The organism is Microbacterium sp. CFSPD4_SD4 (assembly GCF_057364585.1).
Genome location: NZ_JBNFOC010000002.1, coordinates 34,216 through 51,876, shown reverse-complemented (window position 1 = coordinate 51,876; position 17,661 = coordinate 34,216). Strand labels below are relative to the sequence as shown.

Sequence of the window (17,661 nt, the reverse complement as noted above, 5' to 3'; positions counted from 1 at the left end):
CGACTTCGGAGCAGGCCGACGACACGCCGTGCCCTCGGGCTCGGGGCCGGCGTGTCGCCCCGGATCTCCGAAGCCATGCCCGCCCAGACGGGGGAGGATGTCGTGGGATCAGGCCGGAACGAGGGAGTGCGAGGCGCGCCAGGAGGAGGGAGTCATGCCCGTCCGGCGGCGGAAGGCGCGGCTGAAGCCCTCGTCCGAGGCGTAGCCGAGCTCGCGCGAGACGCTCGAGACCGCCTGCCCGGCCTGGAGCATCCGCTTCGCGGCGTCGATCCGCACCTCGGTCACATAGTCGGCGGGGGAGCGGCCCACGGCCAGGCGGAACCGCTCCGCGAAGGCCGACCGCGACATGGCCCCGACGGCGGCCAGGCGCTCGACGGTCCAGTCCCGTCCCGGCTGCTCGTGGATGGCGTCCACCACGCGGTCGAGGAAGGGGTCCTTCGACAGCGAGGGCCACCCCGCGGGCGCACAGCCGTTGGCCGCCCAGGCCCGGATGACCGAGAGCAGCACGGTGGTCGCCATCATCCGACAGATCAACGGGTCTCCCTGGCGCACCGGGCACGCGGGCGCATCGACCACGCCCATGTTCTCGGCGAGGGCGGCGGCGGCCGGCTCCAGCGCGTCGAATCCGGTCACCGCGAGGAAGGGCGGCAGGAGCGCGGGGAGGGGAGAGGCGGTGTCCGCGAGCTCGATGTCGACGACGAGGAGCGTGGTGTCGGCATCGGCCTCCAGCGCGAAGGTGTCGCCGCGGAGCAGGAGGAAGGCGTCGCCGGCGACGAGTCGATCGCGGTGCCCTGGCTCTTCGACCGTGAGCTGCTGCGACGAGGGGTCCACGTCGAGGCGGCACCCCGTGCCCAGGGGAGGGTGTCCGTGCACGGCGCCGTCGGCGATGTAGACGAGGGTGATCCGGCCAGGCGGCAGCGGGAGGAGTCCTCCGGTGGTCAGCCGCACGCGGCGGGCGATCCCCACCCGCAGGTCCACCGTGCCGAGCACAGCGGACAGCGCATCCGCGTCCACCGTCACCATGCCTTCGGCAACGTCGGCCGCCGTCCCCCTATTCCCCTTCGAATCGCTCACCTTGCTCCATTTCGGCGCCGGATGGGGCCAAGTGGGCGATTCGAAGCGGGATACGCTGGAGGGGTACCCCACCCGAGGAGTTCCGTGTTCCGCACCCCTGGCCGCCTGTACCGTGTCCTCGCGATCGCGGAGGCGATCACCTGGACCCTCCTCATCGCCGCGATCATCGCCCGCGCCGTCGGAGCCCCCGGAGTCGTGGTGACGGTCGGCGGCGGTATCCACGGGTTCGTGTTCCTCGCCTACGCCGCGACCGCCGTCCTCGTCGCGCTCAACCAGCGGTGGCACCCGGGCGTCGGTGTGCTGGCGGTCCTCAGCGCCGTCGTGCCGTACGCCACCATCCCGATGGAGATCTGGCTGCACCGCACCGGCCGTCTTCGGGGCGACTGGCGCCTCGACGCCACCGACGACCCGCGCGACCGCCGCTGGTACGACCGCCTGATGCGCTGGTTCCTCCGTCGCCCCTGGGTGCTCGCGGTGCTGCTGGTCGTGGGCATCGTCGCGCTGTACGTGATCCTGCTGCTGGTCGGCCCGCCCGGGGGCAAGTGACCCCGGCGTCGCCCCGTCTGTGCGGCCTCCGCGTCAGCGGCGCGCGACGGGCTGCTGGAGTTCCGTGACCCAGTCCGACTGGTCCTCCCCGACGGCGCGGACGTAGAGCTCCCGACACGGCCCGGCGTGCACGAGGCCGCGCGCGACCACCTCGGTGTGGATGGCGTGCCAGCTCTCCGCGATCCGCTCCATCGAGCCGAGGTGCACCCCGCAGACGGCGTCCTCCTCGGCGGGGAGTTCGATGATCTCGATCCCGTCGGCGGCGGGGCCGGAGTAGGAGTATCCGGCGACGATCTCCATCCCGTCCGGCAGCGTCCGGTACTGGGCGATCGGGGTGGTGAGGGCGCCGCACTCGTCTCCGATGACCTCGGCCACGGCGTCGAAGGAGGGGCCGACGACCTCGGCGACCGCCGGCTGCTCGGCGACGACGGTGCGCACGGCCGCCAGGCGCACGGCGGGGAGGGGTTTCTGGACGATCTCGATCTGCGACATGTGCTTCTCCTTCTCGATGAGGTGGAGGCGCCGCTCCACATCGACGAGTCGCGCGGCGGCGAGCCGGTGCTCCTGCTCCACCTCGGCACGCCGGATGCGCAGGAGGGCCGCGATCCGGTCGGCGTCGACACCCTGGGCGAGGATCGCCGAGATGTCGTCGAGGCCGAAGCCGAGCTGACGCAGGGCGACGATCCGGTGCAGGCGCTCGAGCTGCGACGGGTCGTACGACCGGTAGCCGGTGAACTCGTCCACGTGGGCGGGTACGAGCAGCCCGGCCGTGTCCCAGTGCCGGAGCATCCGGTGGGTCACCTGGCCGATCTGCGCGAACGCTCCGATGGACAACATGTCTCTGTTCTCCCGTCTGACACCGTGTGAGAGTCAAGCATGGCGGCTCGCGGACACCTGACGGCCCGGCGAAAAACTTGAGCCTGTTCATATCAAGTTCATTTGACAGCGTTTCGGCCCCGGCGTACACTTGAGCCATCGCGACTCAGGTTTCCCTGATCGCCGCAGGTTTCCAGACCACTACAGACTTCCCAACAAAGGAGAGAACACATGGCACGTGCTGTCGGTATCGACCTCGGAACCACCAACTCCGTCGTCAGCGTCCTCGAGGGTGGCGAGCCCAAGGTCATCGCCAACGCCGAGGGCTTCCGCACGACCCCTTCGGTCGTCGCCTTCACCAAGGACGGGGAGGTGCTCGTCGGCGAGACCGCGAAGCGCCAGGCCGTCACCAACGTCGACCGGACGATCGCCTCGGTCAAGCGCCACATGGGCACCGACTGGAGCTTCGACGTCGACGGCAAGAAGTGGACGCCGCAGGAGATCTCCGCGCGCATCCTCCAGAAGCTCAAGCGCGACGCCGAGTCCTACCTCGGCGACACCGTGACCGACGCCGTCATCACGGTCCCGGCGTACTTCAACGACGCCGAGCGTCAGGCCACCAAGGAGGCCGGTGAGATCGCGGGCCTCAACGTGCTCCGCATCATCAACGAGCCGACCGCGGCCGCCCTGGCCTACGGCCTCGACAAGGGCAAGGAGGACGAGCTCATCCTCGTCTTCGACCTCGGTGGCGGAACGTTCGACGTCTCCCTCCTCGAGGTGGGCAAGGACGACGACTTCTCCACGATCCAGGTGCGCGCCACCGCCGGTGACAACCGTCTCGGTGGAGACGACTGGGACCAGCGTCTCGTCGACTACCTGATCAAGCAGTTCAAGGAGACCACGGGCGTCGACGTCTCGGGTGACAAGATCGCCCTGCAGCGCCTCAAGGAGGCCGCGGAGCAGGCGAAGAAGGAGCTCTCCAGCTCCACGTCCACGAGCATCAACCTCCCGTACCTGTCGCTCACCGACTCGGGCCCCGTCTCGCTCTCCGAGACCGTGACCCGCGCGAAGTTCGAGGACCTCACGAAGGACCTGCTCGACCGCACCAAGAAGCCGTTCGAGGACGTCATCCGCGAGGCCGGCATCAAGGTGTCCGACATCGACCACATCGTCCTCGTGGGTGGTTCGACCCGTATGCCCGCCGTCGCCGAGCTCGTCAAGCGCGAGACCGGCAAGGAAGCCAACAAGGGTGTGAACCCGGACGAGGTCGTCGCCGTCGGCGCCGCGCTGCAGGCCGGTGTCCTCAAGGGCGAGCGCAAGGACGTCCTGCTCATCGACGTCACCCCGCTCTCCCTGGGCATCGAGACCAAGGGCGGCATGATGACCAAGCTCATCGAGCGCAACACGGCCATCCCGACCAAGCGGAGCGAGACCTTCACCACGGCCGACGACAACCAGCCGTCCGTCGCGATCCAGGTCTTCCAGGGCGAGCGTGACTTCACGCGCGACAACAAGCCGCTCGGCACGTTCGAGCTCACCGGCATCGCGCCGGCTCCTCGCGGCATCCCGCAGATCGAGGTCACGTTCGACATCGACGCCAACGGCATCGTGCACGTGTCCGCGAAGGACAAGGGCACCGGCACCGAGAAGTCGATCGTCATCTCCGGTGGCTCGTCGCTGTCGAAGGAGGACATCGAGCGCATGGTGCGCGAGGCCGAGGAGCACGCCGCCGAGGACAAGGCGCGTCGTGAGGCTGCGGAGACCCGCAACCAGGCCGAGACCCTCGCCTACTCCATCGAGAAGCTCATCTCCGAGAACGAGGACAAGCTCCCCGAGGACGTGAAGACCGAGGTCAAGGCCGACGTCGATGCGCTCAAGACGGCACTGGCCGGCTACGACGACGAGGCCGTGAAGACCGCGTTCGAGAAGCTCAACCAGTCCCAGTCGAAGCTCGGCGAGGCGATCTACGCCTCCTCGCAGGCGGACGCCGCCGGCGCTTCGGCCGAGGGCGAGACCCCGACCGGTGACGCCCCCTCCTCCGACGAGGACGTCATCGACGCCGAGGTCGTCGACGACGAGGACGAGAAGAAGTAATCATGACGGACAAGAACTTCGACGAGAACGAGGTTCCGGAGGGGTCGGATGCTCAGGCATCCGGCCCCGTGCCGCAGAACCAGGACTCCCGCGAGGCGAAGGCCGCCGAGGGCTCGGACGAGACCCCGGTCAACGCGGCTGCCGAGGCGGAGGAAGGGCTGACGGTCGAGGACATCCTCGGTGCCGCGCAGACGGCGGATGCCGCCGCGGGCGACGCCGCGATCGCCGACGCCGAGAACGCCCTGCTGACCGACCTCAAGCGCCTGCAGGCGGAGTACGCGAACTACCGCCGCCGTACCGAGGAGCAGCGCCAGATCGAGATCGAGCGCGCGAAGGGCGAGGCCGCCAAGGGCCTCATCCCCGTGCTCGACGACCTGGCCCGCGCCGAGCAGCACGGCGATCTGGTCGAGGGCAGCCCCTTCGCCGTGATCGCCGAGAAGGTGCGCGCGGTCGTGGAGCGCCTCGGCGTGGTCGCCTACGGCGAGAAGGGTGAGGAGTTCGACCCCCAGCGTCACGAGGCGATCTTCCAGCAGCCGACCCCCGGCACCTCGAAGACCACGGTGCTCGAGGTCGTCGAGGTGGGCTACCGCCTCGGCGAGGTCGAGCTGCGTCCTGCGAAGGTCGTCGTCGCCGTCCCTGCGGAGTAGGTGATCGATGGCCAGCCAGGATTGGTTCGATAAGGACTTCTACAAGACCCTCGGGGTCTCGAAGGACGTCAGCGACGCTGACCTGAAGAAGACGTACCGCAAGCTCGCGCGCAAGTATCACCCCGACTCCAATCAGGGCGATGCGAAGGCCGAGGCCAAGTTCAAGGAGATCAGCGAGGCGTACTCGGTGCTCTCCGACGCCGAGCAGCGCAAGGAGTACGACGAGATCCGCGCCATGGGTTCGGGTGCTCGCTTCACGGCGAGCGGCTCGGGCGCCGGCGGGTTCGAAGACGTCTTCAGCCGGTTCGGACAGCAGGGGCGCGGCCAGACCGCCGACTTCGAGGACATCTTCGCGATGTTCAACCAGGGCCAGGGCAGCTCGTTCGGCGGTGGCCGGTTCGGGCAGCCGAGCGGCGGCTTCCGCGGCTTCGGCGGTCCGCAGCGCGGCGCCGACGTCACGGCCCGCACCACGCTGGACTTCAGCACCGCCGTGCAGGGCGAGACCATCACCCTGCAGGGAGAGGACGGCAAGCCGTTCAAGGTGAAGATCCCCGCGGGCGTCGCCGACGGGCAGAAGATCCGGCTGCGCGGCCGTGGTCGCCCCTCGCCGGACGGCGGGGAGAGCGGAGACATCGTGGTGCAGATCACGGTGCGTCCGCACCCGGTCTTCACGCGGGACGGCCTCAACCTCCGCGTGGTGGTCCCCGTGACCTTCACCGAGGCGACGCTGGGCGCGACCATCGAGGTCCCGACGCTCGGCGGCGACGTGGTGAAGCTGCGTGTGGCCCCCGGAACTCCGTCGGGCCGCGTGCTCCGCGTCAAGGGTCGGGGTGTTGCGACCGCGAAGGGGACCGGTGACCTGCTCGCCGAGCTCCAGGTCGCGGTGCCCACGCACCTCGACGACGCCGCGCGCGAGGCTCTCGAGCGGTTCCAGGAGCTGGAGCCGCAGGAGAACCCGCGGGCCGAGCTCATGGCGAAAGCCCGCCGTTGACGAGCACAGGCTTTCGCGTCGGGTCAGGCGCTTCCGGAAGGGAGTTGCCTGACCTGGCGCGGCGGCCTGACGTGAAATCAGGAAGGAAGGCGTGATGGACGCGGACACCCCGGTCTTCGCGATCGCCGCAGCCGCCAAGCTCTCCGGCCTGCACCCCCAGACCCTCCGTCAGTACGACCGGATCGGCCTCGTGGTGCCGGGACGGACGCCCGGCGGCTCGCGTCGGTATTCGCACCGAAACATCGAGCAGCTGCGCGAGGTGGCCCAGCTCTCCTCCGAAGGGGTCAGTCTCCCCGCGATCGCCCGGCTCCTCGACCTGGAGGACGAGAACCGGATGCTGCGCGACCGTGTCGTCGCGCTGGAGAGCGCCCTCCGCGCCGAGCGCGAGAACCGTCCCGGCGTGCGGGTGTTCGCCGCCGGATCCGCGGGGGTCGTGCCCATGCCGACCGGCCGCCGCATCCGCCGTTCGACCGAGCTCGTGCTCTGGAGTCCGCGCTCCGGAGCCTGACCGCGCACCCCGGTGTGTATCCTGTCAACTGTTAACAGGAGGTCACCATGACGCAGACCGTCACGCGCGGGGAGTCGCTCGGAGCGCAGGTCGCGCGCGTGCTGCGCCAGCGCATCGTCCGAGGGGAGCTCGCGCCGGGGGCCCGGCTCACCGAAGAGGCCCTCGCCGAGGAGTTCGCCGTCAGCCGCGGTCCCGTGCGCGACGCCCTCACCCAGCTCAGCTTCGAGAAGCTCGTCGAGGTGCAGCGCCCGCGCGGCGTCTACATCGTGGGCCTCACGAGCGACGACGTCGACCAGCTCTACAGCCTCCGGGGCGCATTGGAGCAGCTCGCCCTCTCGCGGGCGATGCGGGTCGACGACGACGACCGGTGGCAGCCGATGGCCGACGCCGTCCAGCGCATGGCCGAGGCCGCGGACGCGGGTGACCATGCCGCCTTCGTCACAGCCGACCTCGACTTCCACTCCCAGATCTACGCCCTCGCCGATCACCCGCGGCTCGAGGGCGCCTGGAACCAGTACCTCCCCACGTTCACGGCGCTGCTCGAGGTCACGATCAACCACGACGAGGACCTGCACGAGTCGTCGGACGATCACGTGAAGCTGCTCGACGTCATGCGCACGGGAGCTCCGGAGGACGCCGCCGCGGTCCTCTCGGCTCACCTCGACGGCGCCCGGGAGCGGATGCTCCACGAGGTCGGCTCCCGCTGAGGCCGCCCCGTCCGCGAACTCCAGGCGTTCAGCGGACGGAAAAGAACGGTTCCTACCGTGGGGGCCAGGGCAAGAGCCCTGGTCCGCGCCCGCGCGGGTGTCCTGCCACGAAGGAAGAACCTCCTCATGACGAACACCACAGCCTCCGCCTCCTCCGCCTCGTCGCTCGGACTCCTCGTCCTGCGCATCGTCGTCGGCGCGATCTTCGCCGCCCACGGCGCCCAGAAGATCTTCGAGTTCACGATCCCCGGGACCATCGGCAGCTTCGCCGGCATGGGGGTCCCGCTCGCCGAGATCGCCGCGCCCGTCGTGGCCTTCCTCGAGCTCATCGGCGGGATCCTGCTGATCCTCGGACTGCTGACGCGTCCGGTTGGCATCCTCCTCGCCGTCGACATGCTGGTGGCCCTCGTGCTCGTGCACCTGCCCGCGGGCCTGTGGGTGACGGCCGGCGGCTACGAGTTCGTCGCCGTGCTCGGTGCGGCGGCTCTGGCGCTCGCGCTCACGGGGGCGGGCCGCTACTCCATCGACGCCGCGGCACTCCGCGGACGAGCACCGGCCTGGCTCGCCTGACGGGTCAGCCGCCCGCCTCGCGCGCCGGATCCACGCGGCGGACGAGGACCCAGGTGTTGCCGAGATCGGTGACCGTGTGGGTGAACTCGTCGAGCGCCGCCTGCGACAGCGCGAGGCCGCGTCCGCTCTCCGCCTCCTCGCCCGGCATCGACACGGCGTCCCAGTCGATCGGTGCCGGCGGGGCGGTGTCGCGGATGTAGGCGCGCAGCTCCTCCGCCGTCACGCGGACGTCGATGCTCAGGACGACGTCCGCGTGCTCGTTGTGCTGCGCGACGTTGGTCGTGACCTCGCTCAGCGCCAGGGTGAACAGCACCTGGTCCTGCGCCGGTACCTCCGGAGCCTGAGTCCAGAGCCGGTCGAGCTCGTCGAGGGCGCGGTCGACGAGGGCGAGCCCGGCGGGCCCGTCGATGTGGAAGGCCCGGATGTCAGCGTCCATCGAACGCCGATTCCGGCGTCGGGTAGTCGCGGAGCACGCGATCCAGGTTGGTGAGGTGGAGGACGGTGCGCACGGCCTCGGGGACGGCGGCGATGCGCAGATCGCCGCCGGCCACCCGGGCGCTCTTGAGGCCGCCCACCAGGGCGCCGAGGCCCGAGGAGTCGACGAACTCGGTGCCGCTGAGGTCGATCGCGATGCGCGGCTGCCCGGCGGCGACGAGGTCGCTCACCGCGTTGCGCAGCAACGGCGCGCCCGAGGCGGTCAGGCGCCCCGTGATCGCGACGACGGCGTACCCGTCCCTGGTGTCAGTGCTGACGTTCATTCGACTCCTTCTCGAGGACCTGCGCGGCGGGACCGCGATAGCGCGCCGCCTGGATGATGACGCTGAGGACGACCAGGTCGTACAGGACCCAGGCCGTGTTGACGAGGGTGCCGGTGCCGTCGCCCGTGCCGACGATGACCCGGGCGACCCCGATGACGAGGGCGACTACGAGTACGACCATGGCGGTGAGCTGCGGACAGATCTCGCGCCAGGGGACGCCGCGCGGATCCCGGCCGTCCTTCCTGGTCACGGCGAAGGACAGCGGCCGGCCGAGCACGACGTTGGCGAAGGCCGTCCAGCACGCGCGGATCCACACGGGGAACAGCGCGAGCGAGTACTGCTGACCTCGCCAGGTCTTCACCCCCTTCGCGACCACGAGGAACAGCGCCTGGTTGACGAGGAAGTACGGCAGGAACCGCACGAAGAAGTCGACCGACCAGGCGGTGACGGGAAGCACCCCGAACACGAGATAGATCACCGGGGCGGCGAGGTAGACGATCGCGGCGAAGCCGGAGAGGTAGCTCCACATCGTCGCGAAGTACATGAGGCGCTGCCCCACCGAGAGTCCGCGCTTGGCCAGGGGGTTGTCGCGCAGCATCACCTGCAGCGTCCCCTGGGCCCACCGCAGCCGCTGCGTGAGCATCGTCCTGAGGTCTTCCGGGGCGAGGCCGTGCGCCAGGATCTCGTGGTGGTAGACGCTCTTCCAACCGAGGGCGTGCAGCTGCATCGCGGTCGCCATGTCCTCCGTCACCGAGATCGTGGCGAGGGGGAGGATCGGCTGGGCCTCATCGGCCCGGTCGAGGCGGAGCGCGTCGAGCAGTCCGCGGACGGCCTCGACGGCGGTGAGGGGGGAGAGGTCCGAGGCGGCCAGAGCGTCGAGCCCGGCCTCGTCCACGATCACCTGCCCGAGCTCGGCGTCGTGCTGCACCGGCAGGGATTCGATCACGGCGAGGTCGGCGCGGATGCCCTCCAGGTCGTGCGCCACGAGGATGCGGGAGGCGTTGTCGACAGCTTCCCCCACGCGCGCGGCGACCTCGGCGACGGAGTCGCCGCCGGCGAGCTCCTTGCGTCCGCGGGCGATCGCGATGCGCAGCGCGCCGAGCTCGGTGGCGAGCGCGGGGTCGGTCGCGGCCTCGGCCTCGCGGGCGATCAGCGCCTCGGAGGTCTTGAGCGCCCGCGCGGCGGAGTCGGTGACGTTCCGCACGTAGCCCACGATGCCGAGCTGCATGAGCGCCTCGCGGCGGAGCACGGCGTTCGACCCGCAGAAGAAGGCCGCATTCCAGCCGTCCTTCCCCTGCTGGATCGGCCCGTAGAACAGCGGCGCCTGGCTGCCGAGCGGATCGGCTTCGTCGACGTTCACGAACCACTGCGGCGTCTGCACGAGGGCGACTTCCGGATCATCGGCGAAGTACCCGAGCGTGCGGTGCAGGATCAGCGGGTCCGGCACCTGGTCGGCGTCGAGGATGAGGAGGAACTCGCCGTCCGTCTGGAACAGCGCGCTGTTGAGATTGCCGGCCTTGGCGTGCCGGGGCTTGCCCGTCCAGTCCTCGGAACGCGTGAGATAGCCGACGCCCGCGGCCCTGGCCTCGGCCTCGAGCTCGGGGCGGGAGCCGTCGTCGAGGATCCAGGTGGAGTGCGGATAGGCGATCCGCTTCGCCGCCCTGGCCGTCGTCATGACGAGCTCGATCGGCTCGTCGTAGGTCGTGATGAACACGTCGACGGTGCCCTGCGGCGGCGATACCGGCGCTGGACGCTCCTTCGCGCGCCACATCGTGAGGCAGAAGAGGAACGTGTCGATGAGGCTGTAGGTCTCGGCGATCACGAGCGGCACCGCGATCCACCAGGCCGACCAGTTCACCGACTCCAGCCACCGCCACGCGACGTAGTTCACGCCGAGCAGGACCGAGAGGAGTGCGAGGACACGGATCGTCGCGAACCGCGCGGTCATGTGTCCCTCCGCACGACGACGACCGTGATGTCGTCGGTCGCGCGCTCGTCGTTCGCGAGCCGCAGAGCCTCGCCGACAGCACCGCCGGGGCCCATCTCTGCGAGGACGCGCTCGACGTGGCCGAACGGGTCGTCTGGATCGAGCACGTCGAGGAGTCCATCGCTGCAGCAGATGAAGGCATCGCCCGGTTCCAGGCGGGTGGTCACCGGAACCCGGGGGTCGACGAGGCCCATGCCCATGCCGAGGGGCAGGTTCGTGGAGCGCAGCGGCGTCCACGACCCGTCCGCCCGGACGACGAAAGCGAGGCTGTGGCCGGCGTCGATGACCTCGAGGTCTCCCGTCTCCGGCTGCAGCTCGGCGACGACGGCCGTGACGAACATCGACGTGTCCGCGAGATCGTCCTCGAGCAGGCGGTCCACCTCGATCACGGCGTCGGACAGCGAGCGCTCCGGCGCCGTCCGCAGGGAGGCGCGCACCGTGGCCGCGACCAGCGCCGGTCCCGTGCCCTTGCCCATCGCGTCGGCGAGGGTCACGCGCAGGGCCTCCCCGTGGCGTGAGAAGTCGTAGTAGTCCCCGGCGAGCGTTCCCCGTGGGGCGGCGCCGGCGGCGATCGTGTACCCGTCGATCTCCGGGTGCACCCGCGGGCGCAGAGCCCGCTGCACCACGGCGGCGTGGTCGACGTCGGCGTCCTGCGCCAGCTCCGTCTGCACCCAGAACGCGAGGTCGCGCAGGAGGTCCTGCTGGGCGTCGGTGAATGTGTGCGGCTCCGTGTCGAGCACGCACAGCGTCCCCACCGGCTCGCCGCCCGGCGCGTGCAGCGGATGGGCCGCATAGAAGCGGAGGTGCGGATCGCCGGTCACGAACGGGTTCTCGGCGAAGAGGTCGGTCGTGCTCGCGTCCTCCACCACCACCGTCCGGTCCTGCGACACGGTGTAGTCGCAGAACGAGTCCTGGCGCGGTGCCTCGTTCCCCCCGAGGCCGATCTGCGATTTGCGCCACTGCCGGTCGCGGTCGATCAGCGAGACGCTGACCATCGGCACGCCGAACATCTCCTTCGCCAGTCGTGCCACCCGATCCACCCGCTCATCGGGTGGTGTGTCAAGGATCCCCAGTTCCTCGAGCGCTGCCTGTCGCCGTCGCTCGTCGAACATTCCCCCGGCCCTCCTCCGTGTTTATTCCCCTCATCCTAGGGAGGAACGTCACCCGGGGCATCAGCGCGCCGACGAGGCATTCAGGCGAACCACAGGAAACGGTTCTGCGCAAGCCCCGAGGGGAACCGGTTCTCCGGATCTAGCATCGCGCCAGGACGGAGCGCCGTGTCTGCGCGTCCTCGGAAAGGAGGCAGGTGGATGCCGCTCAAGACCCGCCAGCGGGACCGGTACAACCGCCGAGAGGCCCTCGCCGGCTATCTGTTCATCTCCCCCTGGCTCCTCGGATTCCTCATCTTCACGGCCGGCGCGATGGTCTACAGCCTGTACATCTCGTTCAGCAGCTACAACCTCGCCACGAACAGCGCCCGCCCGGTCGGCATCGACAACTACGCCAACCTCTTCGAGGATCCGCGGGTGGGCGTCTCGCTCGCGAACACGCTGTTCTATGTGGTGATGGCGGTGCCGCTGGAGATCGTGTTCGCGCTGATCCTCGCCCTGCTGCTCAACCGCGTCGGGCGGGGTGCGGGAGCGTTCCGCGTGCTCTACTACCTGCCGAAGATGACGCCGGCCGTCGCGACCGCCGCCGTGTTCTTCCTCCTCCTGAACGGCAACTCCGGGGCGATCAACCAGTTCCTCCGGGTGTTCGGCATCCAGGGGCCGCAGTGGCTCGTCGACCCCGCGTGGGTCAAGCCGAGCATCGTGATCATGACGCTGTGGACCGTCGCGGGGACCATGGTGATCTTCCTCGCGGCGCTGAAGAACGTGCCCGTCGAGCTGTACGAGGTGGCCTCGCTCGACGGGGCGGGACCGATCAGGAAGTTCTTCTCGATCACCCTCCCGATGATCTCGGGGGCGATGTTCTTCAACGTCATCGTGCTCTCGATCGCCGCGTTCCAGATCTTCGACCAGGCGTACCTGCTGTTCTGGCGGGATCAGAGCAACTCGTCACCGGAGGCGTCCCTCTTCTACGCGATCTACCTGTTCCAGCAGGCGTTCCGGCAGTTCAACTTCGGCTTCGCGGCGGCGATGGCATGGCTGCTCTTCGTCATCATCATGATCATCACGCTCATCCAGGTGAAGGTCGGCAACCGCTTCGTCTACTACGAGGGAGACCGCTGATGTCCCAGACCCTGCGTCAGGTCCCCGTCGAGGCGGAGCCCGAGAAGGCCCCGGGCACGTTCACGACCACCGTCGCCACCCGCTCGCGCTGGCGTCGTCGGCTGCGGCAGCCGAAGAGCCTCGCCGCCCGGATCGTGCTGAACATCATCCTCGTGCTGTTCGCGCTGCTGTTCCTGTACCCGTTCGCGTGGCTCATCGCGGCGAGCTTCAAGCCCCGGGCGAGGTATTCGACAACGCCCTCATCCCGAAGACGTTCGTGCCGGAGAACTACGTCGAGGTGTGGAATCAGCTCCCGCTGCTGAACTGGATGGGCAACAGCATCGCCATCGCGCTGCTCGCCGCCGGTGCCGTCGCGATCTCCAGCTCGATCGTGGCGTTCGGGTTCGCCTACTTCCGCTTCCCGGGGCGCGGCCTGCTGTTCGGCCTCGTGCTCGCGACGATGATGCTTCCCGGCGCGGTGACGATGATCCCGATCTACCTCATCTGGAAGGAGACCGGACTCCTCGGCACCTGGGTGCCGCTGTGGGGCATGAACCTCTTCGGCTCGGCCTTCTACATCTTCCTGCAGCGACAGTTCTTCCTCGGCCTGCCGCGGGAGCTGTTCGAGGCGGCGCGGCTCGACGGGGCCAGCGCCTGGGGACTGTTCTGGCGGATCGCGATGCCGCTGTCGATCCCGTCGTTCGTCATCGTGTTCCTGTTCGAGTTCCAGGCCAGTTGGAACAACCTGCAGGCCGCCCTCATCTACCTCAACGCCGGATCGGTGGACGAGTTCACCGCGCCGCTCGGCATCGCGTACGCCATGACCAAGTACAGCCCCACCGCGGGCGGTCACGGCGACTACCAGTACGTCATGGTCGCCTCCCTCCTGGTGACCCTCCCGATGCTCATCCTCTTCGCCTTCGGGCAGCGCGCCTTCATCGAGGGCGTCGCGACCCAGGGGCGAAAGGGATGACGAACCACAGATCGAAAGGAGCAGTCATGCGCACACGCATGCTGGGAATCACCGCGGTCGCCGCGGCATCCGTCCTCGTCCTCGCCGGGTGCGGCGGGGGAGGGGGAGACGACCAGGCGGCCGACGCCGACTTCGGGGCGGAGCCGAGCGGCACGCTGAAGGCGTGGGGCTTCGAGAACGCCGACGACGTCGGCACCTCGCGCATGGACTACGCCGCCGAGCAGCTGAAGGACGTCGAGGTCGACCTCGACGCGACGGCCTTCGACGCGCAGAAGTTCACCACCCGCATCGCGAGCGGCGACGTGCCCGACGTGGTGCAGATGGACCGCAGGTACGTGACCACGTATGCCGCGCAGGACCTCATCATGCCGCTCGACGAGTGCTTCGCGGCCCAGGACGTCTCGCCGCGCGACCACTGGTACCCCTTCGTCGTCGACGACGTCACCTACGACGACGCGGTGTGGGCGGTGCCGCAGTTCTACCAGCCGCCGGCGATCCTGCTGAACAAGGCTGTGCTCGACGAGGCGGGGGTGACGGCGGACGAGATCGACACCTCGAAGCCCGACGTGCTGCTCGGCGCGATCGAGAAGATGTACCAGGAGTCCGGCGGTGTGCCCACGCGGCTCGGTTTCGACCCGGTCGCGACCGGTCAGGCCGGGCTGTGGATCCTCGGCATGGGCGGCCAGCTCAACGATGACAAGGGGGCGCCCACCCTGGACGACCCCAGCAACATGGCCGGCATCGAGATGCTCAAGCAGATCACCGACGCGCAGGGCGGCTTCGCGGCCGTCAAGAGCTTCAGCGACTCGTTCGACGCCTTCGGCGACCAGAACCAGTTCGTCGCCCAGCAGGTCGGGGCGCAGGTGAACGCGCAGTGGTACCCGAACGTGCTGAGCCCCTACGCCGACCAGATCGACCTCGAGGCCGTGCCGTTCCGGAATGCCGACGGGGAGCCGTTCTCGGTCGCCTCGGGCACCGCGTTCGTGATCCCGGCCGGAGCGGAGAACCCCGCGGCGGCGTGCGCGTGGATGGTCAACCTCACCTCCGACGACGCGTGGAACGCGGCGGGCGAGGCGCGTGCCGAGACCCTGAAGACCGACGGCGGGATCAACACCGGGCTGTTCACCGGGTCGCCGTCCGCCGACCAGTCCATCCGCGAGACCTTCGTCACCGACAGCGGCAACGCCGGCTTCGACCAGGTCATCTCCACCTACTACGACGTGGTGGACTACGGGCAGTCGTTCGGCTCCTCCCCGGCGGGCCAGGAGATCCAGAACGAGCTGAACAACGCCATCACCGCGGCGCTGCTCGGGGACAAGTCGCCCGGGGACGCGCTGAAGGAGGCGCAGGAGGCCGCGATGCGGGCGTACGAGAACGCCACGGCCGGCTAGCCCGGTCAGACGCGGAGGGACGGCGCCAGGCGGGCATTCCCGCCTGGCGCCGTCCTTCGCGCAGGCGGGCGTGGATGATGGTGGCATGGGAATCGACCGCTCCACCATCCGTGTCAAAGCCATGCTGGTCGCTCCGAGCGCGGACGGGATGTCTCACCTCGTCAGTGTCAACGCACCGACCACGGAGAATCCTCGGGGATACCATCGGCTGATCGGGGGGAGTGTCGAACTCGGCGAGTCTTTCCGGGACGCGATAGTCCGAGAGGTGGATGAAGAGCTCGGAGCACGCATCCACGGGCTCGAACACGTCGGGATCGTCGAGAACATCTTCCGCTTCAACGGTGAGATCGGCCATGAGATCGTCGCTCTGTACTCCGGCTCACTCGATCCGGCACCGGGCGTCGATGGTGGGACGCTCACCGAGTCGGATGGCTCGGCGGTACCTGTCGTGTGGCGCTCGTTCGACGACGCCGGCCACGAGGTTCCCCTGTACCCGACCGGAGCGGCTGACTTGATCCGAACGTCGCGCGAGGGGAGAGAGGGCGACCATGGACCAGCGCGAGCTCGATGAGCGGATCCGCGACTACTACGAGGAGCAGTTCGACGAATCGGTGCGGTTGACGACCCGGTCGGCGCAGGGGCCGCTGGAGCACCAGCGCATCCAGGAGCTGATCGCCAGGCACCTCACCGAGGGCCGTGTGATCGATGTCGGAGGCGGGGCGGGTGTCCATGCGCGCTCTCTCCTGGACCGCGGCCATCACGTCACGCTCGTCGACCCGGTGCCCGGGCACGTCCGCGGGGCGGCGGAGCGAGGTGTGGACGCCCGCGTGGGCGACGCGCGCTCCCTGCCGTTCGCCGCGGACAGCTTCGATGCCGCCCTTCTCCTCGGCCCGCTCTACCACCTGGCCGACCGCGCGGACCGTCTCGAGGCGCTCGGCGAGGCCGCACGGGTGGTGCGATCCGGCGGCTGGGTGTTCGCGGCAGGCCTCTCGCGGTTCGTCGGATTCGGTCAACTCGCGCTGGGCGTGACCGACCTCCAGCTCGACGACGAGCACGGCGCCCTGCTGGAACACGGGACTCCCTCCTCGCGGGGTCGCTTCCCGGCGGGGCACTTCCATACGGCGGAGTCGCTCGCCGAGGAGGCCGTCTCCGCCGGACTCGACGTTCTGGAGGTCCATGGCGTCGAAGGGCCCGGCGGGCTGTTGCTGGAGGGGATGCCCGTGGAGGAGACGGCGCTCACGCAGGCGGCCCTCCAGCTGGCACGAGCCGGGAGCACCGTTCCCGGAATCCGGGAGCTGAGCCCGCACCTCCTGGCCGTGTGTCGCGTGCGGTGACTCGGCCACAGTGTTGACTGTTAACAGTCAACACTGGTAGCCTCGCGGTGTCGACAACACGGTCGACCCACGTAGAGGAGCAAAGATGCCCCGCATGCGCATCACTCGGGCGGCCGCTGCCTTCGCCGCCCTCGCCGCCACCGCTCTGGTGCTGTCGGCCTGCACGAAGGTCGACGAGAGCGAGGGGGCCGCCTCGACCTATCCCGAGGACGACATCCGGCTGATCATCCAAGCCAACCCCGGCGGCGGCTCCGACCTGTCGTCCCGCGCGCTCGCCACCGAGCTCGAGAAGATCCTCGGCGTCAGCGTGATCCCGGAGAACATGCCCGGAGCCGCGGGAGCGCTCGCGATGGAGTACGTCGGCTCGCAGGATCCGGACGGCTACGTCATCGGGTTCGCCCCGGTCGAGATCGCGATGCTCAACACGACCCAGAGCGCCGACGTGCTGCCCGACGACTTCGACCTGCTCGGACAGATCATGCTCGCCCCCGGCGTCATCACGGTGGGTGCCAACAGCGGCATCGAGACCCTCGACGACCTCGTCACCCAGGCGAAGTCCGGCGCGGTCACGGTCGCGAACTCCGGCGCCGGCTCGATCTGGGAGGCCGCCACCCTCGGTCTCGGCAAGGCCACGGACGCCGACTTCACCCCCGTCCCCTACGACGGTGGCGCCACGGCGGTCGCGGCCGCCGCGTCCGGTGAGACCGTCGCCGCCGTCTCCGGACTCGGCGAGGCCCTCGCGCAGGGCGAGGCCGTCCGCATCCTCGCGGTCATGAACGACGAGCGTCACCCGGACGCGGAGGACGTCGAGACGGTCGAGGAGGCCATCGGCGAAGAGGTCGTCTTCGGCGGCTGGGGCGGCATCTACGCACCGGCCGGCCTGCCCGACGACGTGCACGACGCCCTCGAGGCCGCCGTCAAGGAGGCCGTGGAGTCCGAGAGCTACCAGAAGTTCCAGGCGGACGCCGGCAACCTCGTGGTCTACCGCGACTCCGCGGAGTGGACCGGGTTCGTCGACGACCAGTTCGCCCTGTTCCAGGATCTCCTGGGCTGAA

18 protein-coding genes and 1 pseudogene are annotated in these 17,661 nt (G+C 69.5%); 13 read left to right on the top strand and 6 right to left on the bottom strand.

What is annotated here, in order from left to right:
• Positions 1-108: 108 nt before the first annotated feature.
• Positions 109-1,074, bottom strand: coding sequence for a helix-turn-helix transcriptional regulator (locus AC2W7E_RS04200; RefSeq protein ID WP_485988608.1), 966 nt, complete (start codon positions 1,072-1,074; stop codon positions 109-111).
• A gap of 84 nt (positions 1,075-1,158) precedes the next feature.
• On the opposite strand from AC2W7E_RS04200, the gene AC2W7E_RS04195 reads away from it, so the two are divergent.
• Positions 1,159-1,620: a DUF3817 domain-containing protein gene (locus AC2W7E_RS04195; RefSeq protein ID WP_085605135.1), complete on the top strand. Its 462-nt coding sequence runs from the start codon at positions 1,159-1,161 to the stop codon at positions 1,618-1,620.
• Positions 1,621-1,653: 33 nt separating this feature from the next.
• On the opposite strand, the gene AC2W7E_RS04190 is transcribed toward AC2W7E_RS04195, so the two are convergent.
• A complete protein-coding gene (locus AC2W7E_RS04190; protein ID WP_249520840.1) occupies positions 1,654-2,457 on the bottom strand; it encodes a MerR family transcriptional regulator in 804 nt (267 codons plus the stop codon).
• A 210-nt stretch (positions 2,458-2,667) separates the two neighbouring features.
• Here AC2W7E_RS04190 and dnaK point away from each other — a divergent pair, with 210 nt between their 5' ends.
• The 6 genes from dnaK to AC2W7E_RS04160 all read left to right on the top strand — a co-directional run bounded on the left by dnaK (position 2,668) and on the right by AC2W7E_RS04160 (position 7,953).
• Positions 2,668-4,530: a molecular chaperone DnaK gene (gene dnaK, locus AC2W7E_RS04185; protein WP_485988607.1), complete on the top strand. Its 1,863-nt coding sequence runs from the start codon at positions 2,668-2,670 to the stop codon at positions 4,528-4,530.
• A gap of 2 nt (positions 4,531-4,532) precedes the next feature.
• A complete protein-coding gene (locus AC2W7E_RS04180; RefSeq protein ID WP_485988606.1) occupies positions 4,533-5,177 on the top strand; it encodes a nucleotide exchange factor GrpE in 645 nt (214 codons plus the stop codon).
• A 7-nt stretch (positions 5,178-5,184) separates the two neighbouring features.
• Positions 5,185-6,168 (top strand): DnaJ C-terminal domain-containing protein, encoded by a 984-nt coding sequence (locus AC2W7E_RS04175; RefSeq protein ID WP_025102669.1) that lies wholly within the window; start codon positions 5,185-5,187, stop codon positions 6,166-6,168.
• 94 nt (positions 6,169-6,262) lie between these two features.
• On the top strand, positions 6,263-6,676 hold the full coding sequence (locus AC2W7E_RS04170) for a heat shock protein transcriptional repressor HspR (RefSeq protein ID WP_062637270.1): 414 nt from the start codon (positions 6,263-6,265) through the stop codon (positions 6,674-6,676).
• A gap of 47 nt (positions 6,677-6,723) precedes the next feature.
• Entirely contained in the window at positions 6,724-7,383 is a 660-nt protein-coding gene (locus AC2W7E_RS04165; RefSeq protein ID WP_025102667.1) for a GntR family transcriptional regulator, read from the top strand.
• Between the two features lie 126 nt (positions 7,384-7,509).
• Complete coding sequence (locus AC2W7E_RS04160; RefSeq protein WP_060921594.1) at positions 7,510-7,953, top strand: DoxX family protein; 444 nt, start codon at positions 7,510-7,512, stop codon at positions 7,951-7,953.
• Positions 7,954-7,957: 4 nt separating this feature from the next.
• On the opposite strand, the gene AC2W7E_RS04155 is transcribed toward AC2W7E_RS04160, so the two are convergent.
• The 4 genes from AC2W7E_RS04155 to AC2W7E_RS04140 are packed head-to-tail and all read right to left on the bottom strand — an operon-like array spanning position 7,958 to position 11,810.
• A complete protein-coding gene (locus AC2W7E_RS04155; protein WP_025102665.1) occupies positions 7,958-8,389 on the bottom strand; it encodes an ATP-binding protein in 432 nt (143 codons plus the stop codon).
• On the bottom strand, positions 8,379-8,711 hold the full coding sequence (locus AC2W7E_RS04150) for an STAS domain-containing protein (protein ID WP_025102664.1): 333 nt from the start codon (positions 8,709-8,711) through the stop codon (positions 8,379-8,381). The genes AC2W7E_RS04155 and AC2W7E_RS04150 overlap by 11 nt, the downstream gene beginning before the upstream one ends.
• A complete protein-coding gene (locus tag AC2W7E_RS04145; RefSeq protein ID WP_485988605.1) occupies positions 8,695-10,659 on the bottom strand; it encodes a glycosyltransferase family 2 protein in 1,965 nt (654 codons plus the stop codon). The genes AC2W7E_RS04150 and AC2W7E_RS04145 overlap by 17 nt, the downstream gene beginning before the upstream one ends.
• Positions 10,656-11,810 carry a PP2C family protein-serine/threonine phosphatase gene (locus tag AC2W7E_RS04140; RefSeq protein ID WP_085605112.1) on the bottom strand — a complete coding sequence of 385 codons (1,155 nt, stop codon included), beginning with the start codon at positions 11,808-11,810 and terminating at the stop codon, positions 10,656-10,658. The genes AC2W7E_RS04145 and AC2W7E_RS04140 overlap by 4 nt, the downstream gene beginning before the upstream one ends.
• Positions 11,811-12,008: 198 nt before the next feature.
• On the opposite strand from AC2W7E_RS04140, the gene AC2W7E_RS04135 reads away from it, so the two are divergent.
• The 6 genes and pseudogenes from AC2W7E_RS04135 (at position 12,009) to AC2W7E_RS04110 (ending at position 17,660) form a co-directional block, all read left to right on the top strand.
• On the top strand, positions 12,009-12,929 hold the full coding sequence (locus tag AC2W7E_RS04135; RefSeq protein WP_025102661.1) for a carbohydrate ABC transporter permease: 921 nt from the start codon (positions 12,009-12,011) through the stop codon (positions 12,927-12,929).
• Positions 12,929-13,881: pseudogene (locus AC2W7E_RS04130) on the top strand (carbohydrate ABC transporter permease). The gene AC2W7E_RS04135 and the pseudogene AC2W7E_RS04130 overlap by 1 nt, the downstream one beginning before the upstream one ends.
• A gap of 26 nt (positions 13,882-13,907) precedes the next feature.
• Positions 13,908-15,272 (top strand): extracellular solute-binding protein, encoded by a 1,365-nt coding sequence (locus tag AC2W7E_RS04125; protein ID WP_485988604.1) that lies wholly within the window; start codon positions 13,908-13,910, stop codon positions 15,270-15,272.
• A gap of 85 nt (positions 15,273-15,357) precedes the next feature.
• Positions 15,358-15,843 (top strand): NUDIX domain-containing protein, encoded by a 486-nt coding sequence (locus AC2W7E_RS04120; RefSeq protein ID WP_485988603.1) that lies wholly within the window; start codon positions 15,358-15,360, stop codon positions 15,841-15,843.
• On the top strand, positions 15,821-16,606 hold the full coding sequence (locus AC2W7E_RS04115) for a class I SAM-dependent methyltransferase (RefSeq protein WP_485988602.1): 786 nt from the start codon (positions 15,821-15,823) through the stop codon (positions 16,604-16,606). The genes AC2W7E_RS04120 and AC2W7E_RS04115 overlap by 23 nt, the downstream gene beginning before the upstream one ends.
• A gap of 94 nt (positions 16,607-16,700) precedes the next feature.
• Positions 16,701-17,660, top strand: coding sequence for a tripartite tricarboxylate transporter substrate binding protein (locus tag AC2W7E_RS04110; protein WP_231729519.1), 960 nt, complete (start codon positions 16,701-16,703; stop codon positions 17,658-17,660).
• The last annotated feature ends 1 nt before the right edge of the window (position 17,661 follow it).

Excerpts from the sequence above, each read along its gene's own strand:
- AC2W7E_RS04190 (WP_249520840.1), bottom strand. The coding sequence starts at position 2,457 with ATGTTGTCCATCGGAGCGTTCGCGCAGATCGGCCAGGTGACCCACCGG.
- dnaK (WP_485988607.1), top strand. The coding sequence starts at position 2,668 with ATGGCACGTGCTGTCGGTATCGACCTCGGAACCACCAACTCCGTCGTC.
- AC2W7E_RS04180 (WP_485988606.1), top strand. The coding sequence starts at position 4,533 with ATGACGGACAAGAACTTCGACGAGAACGAGGTTCCGGAGGGGTCGGAT.
- AC2W7E_RS04175 (WP_025102669.1), top strand. The coding sequence starts at position 5,185 with ATGGCCAGCCAGGATTGGTTCGATAAGGACTTCTACAAGACCCTCGGG.
- AC2W7E_RS04170 (WP_062637270.1), top strand. The coding sequence starts at position 6,263 with ATGGACGCGGACACCCCGGTCTTCGCGATCGCCGCAGCCGCCAAGCTC.
- AC2W7E_RS04165 (WP_025102667.1), top strand. The coding sequence starts at position 6,724 with ATGACGCAGACCGTCACGCGCGGGGAGTCGCTCGGAGCGCAGGTCGCG.
- AC2W7E_RS04160 (WP_060921594.1), top strand. The coding sequence starts at position 7,510 with ATGACGAACACCACAGCCTCCGCCTCCTCCGCCTCGTCGCTCGGACTC.
- AC2W7E_RS04155 (WP_025102665.1), bottom strand. The coding sequence starts at position 8,389 with ATGGACGCTGACATCCGGGCCTTCCACATCGACGGGCCCGCCGGGCTC.
- AC2W7E_RS04150 (WP_025102664.1), bottom strand. The coding sequence starts at position 8,711 with ATGAACGTCAGCACTGACACCAGGGACGGGTACGCCGTCGTCGCGATC.
- AC2W7E_RS04145 (WP_485988605.1), bottom strand. The coding sequence starts at position 10,659 with ATGACCGCGCGGTTCGCGACGATCCGTGTCCTCGCACTCCTCTCGGTC.
- AC2W7E_RS04140 (WP_085605112.1), bottom strand. The coding sequence starts at position 11,810 with ATGTTCGACGAGCGACGGCGACAGGCAGCGCTCGAGGAACTGGGGATC.
- AC2W7E_RS04135 (WP_025102661.1), top strand. The coding sequence starts at position 12,009 with ATGCCGCTCAAGACCCGCCAGCGGGACCGGTACAACCGCCGAGAGGCC.
- AC2W7E_RS04125 (WP_485988604.1), top strand. The coding sequence starts at position 13,908 with ATGCGCACACGCATGCTGGGAATCACCGCGGTCGCCGCGGCATCCGTC.
- AC2W7E_RS04120 (WP_485988603.1), top strand. The coding sequence starts at position 15,358 with ATGGGAATCGACCGCTCCACCATCCGTGTCAAAGCCATGCTGGTCGCT.
- AC2W7E_RS04115 (WP_485988602.1), top strand. The coding sequence starts at position 15,821 with ATGGACCAGCGCGAGCTCGATGAGCGGATCCGCGACTACTACGAGGAG.
- AC2W7E_RS04110 (WP_231729519.1), top strand. The coding sequence starts at position 16,701 with ATGCGCATCACTCGGGCGGCCGCTGCCTTCGCCGCCCTCGCCGCCACC.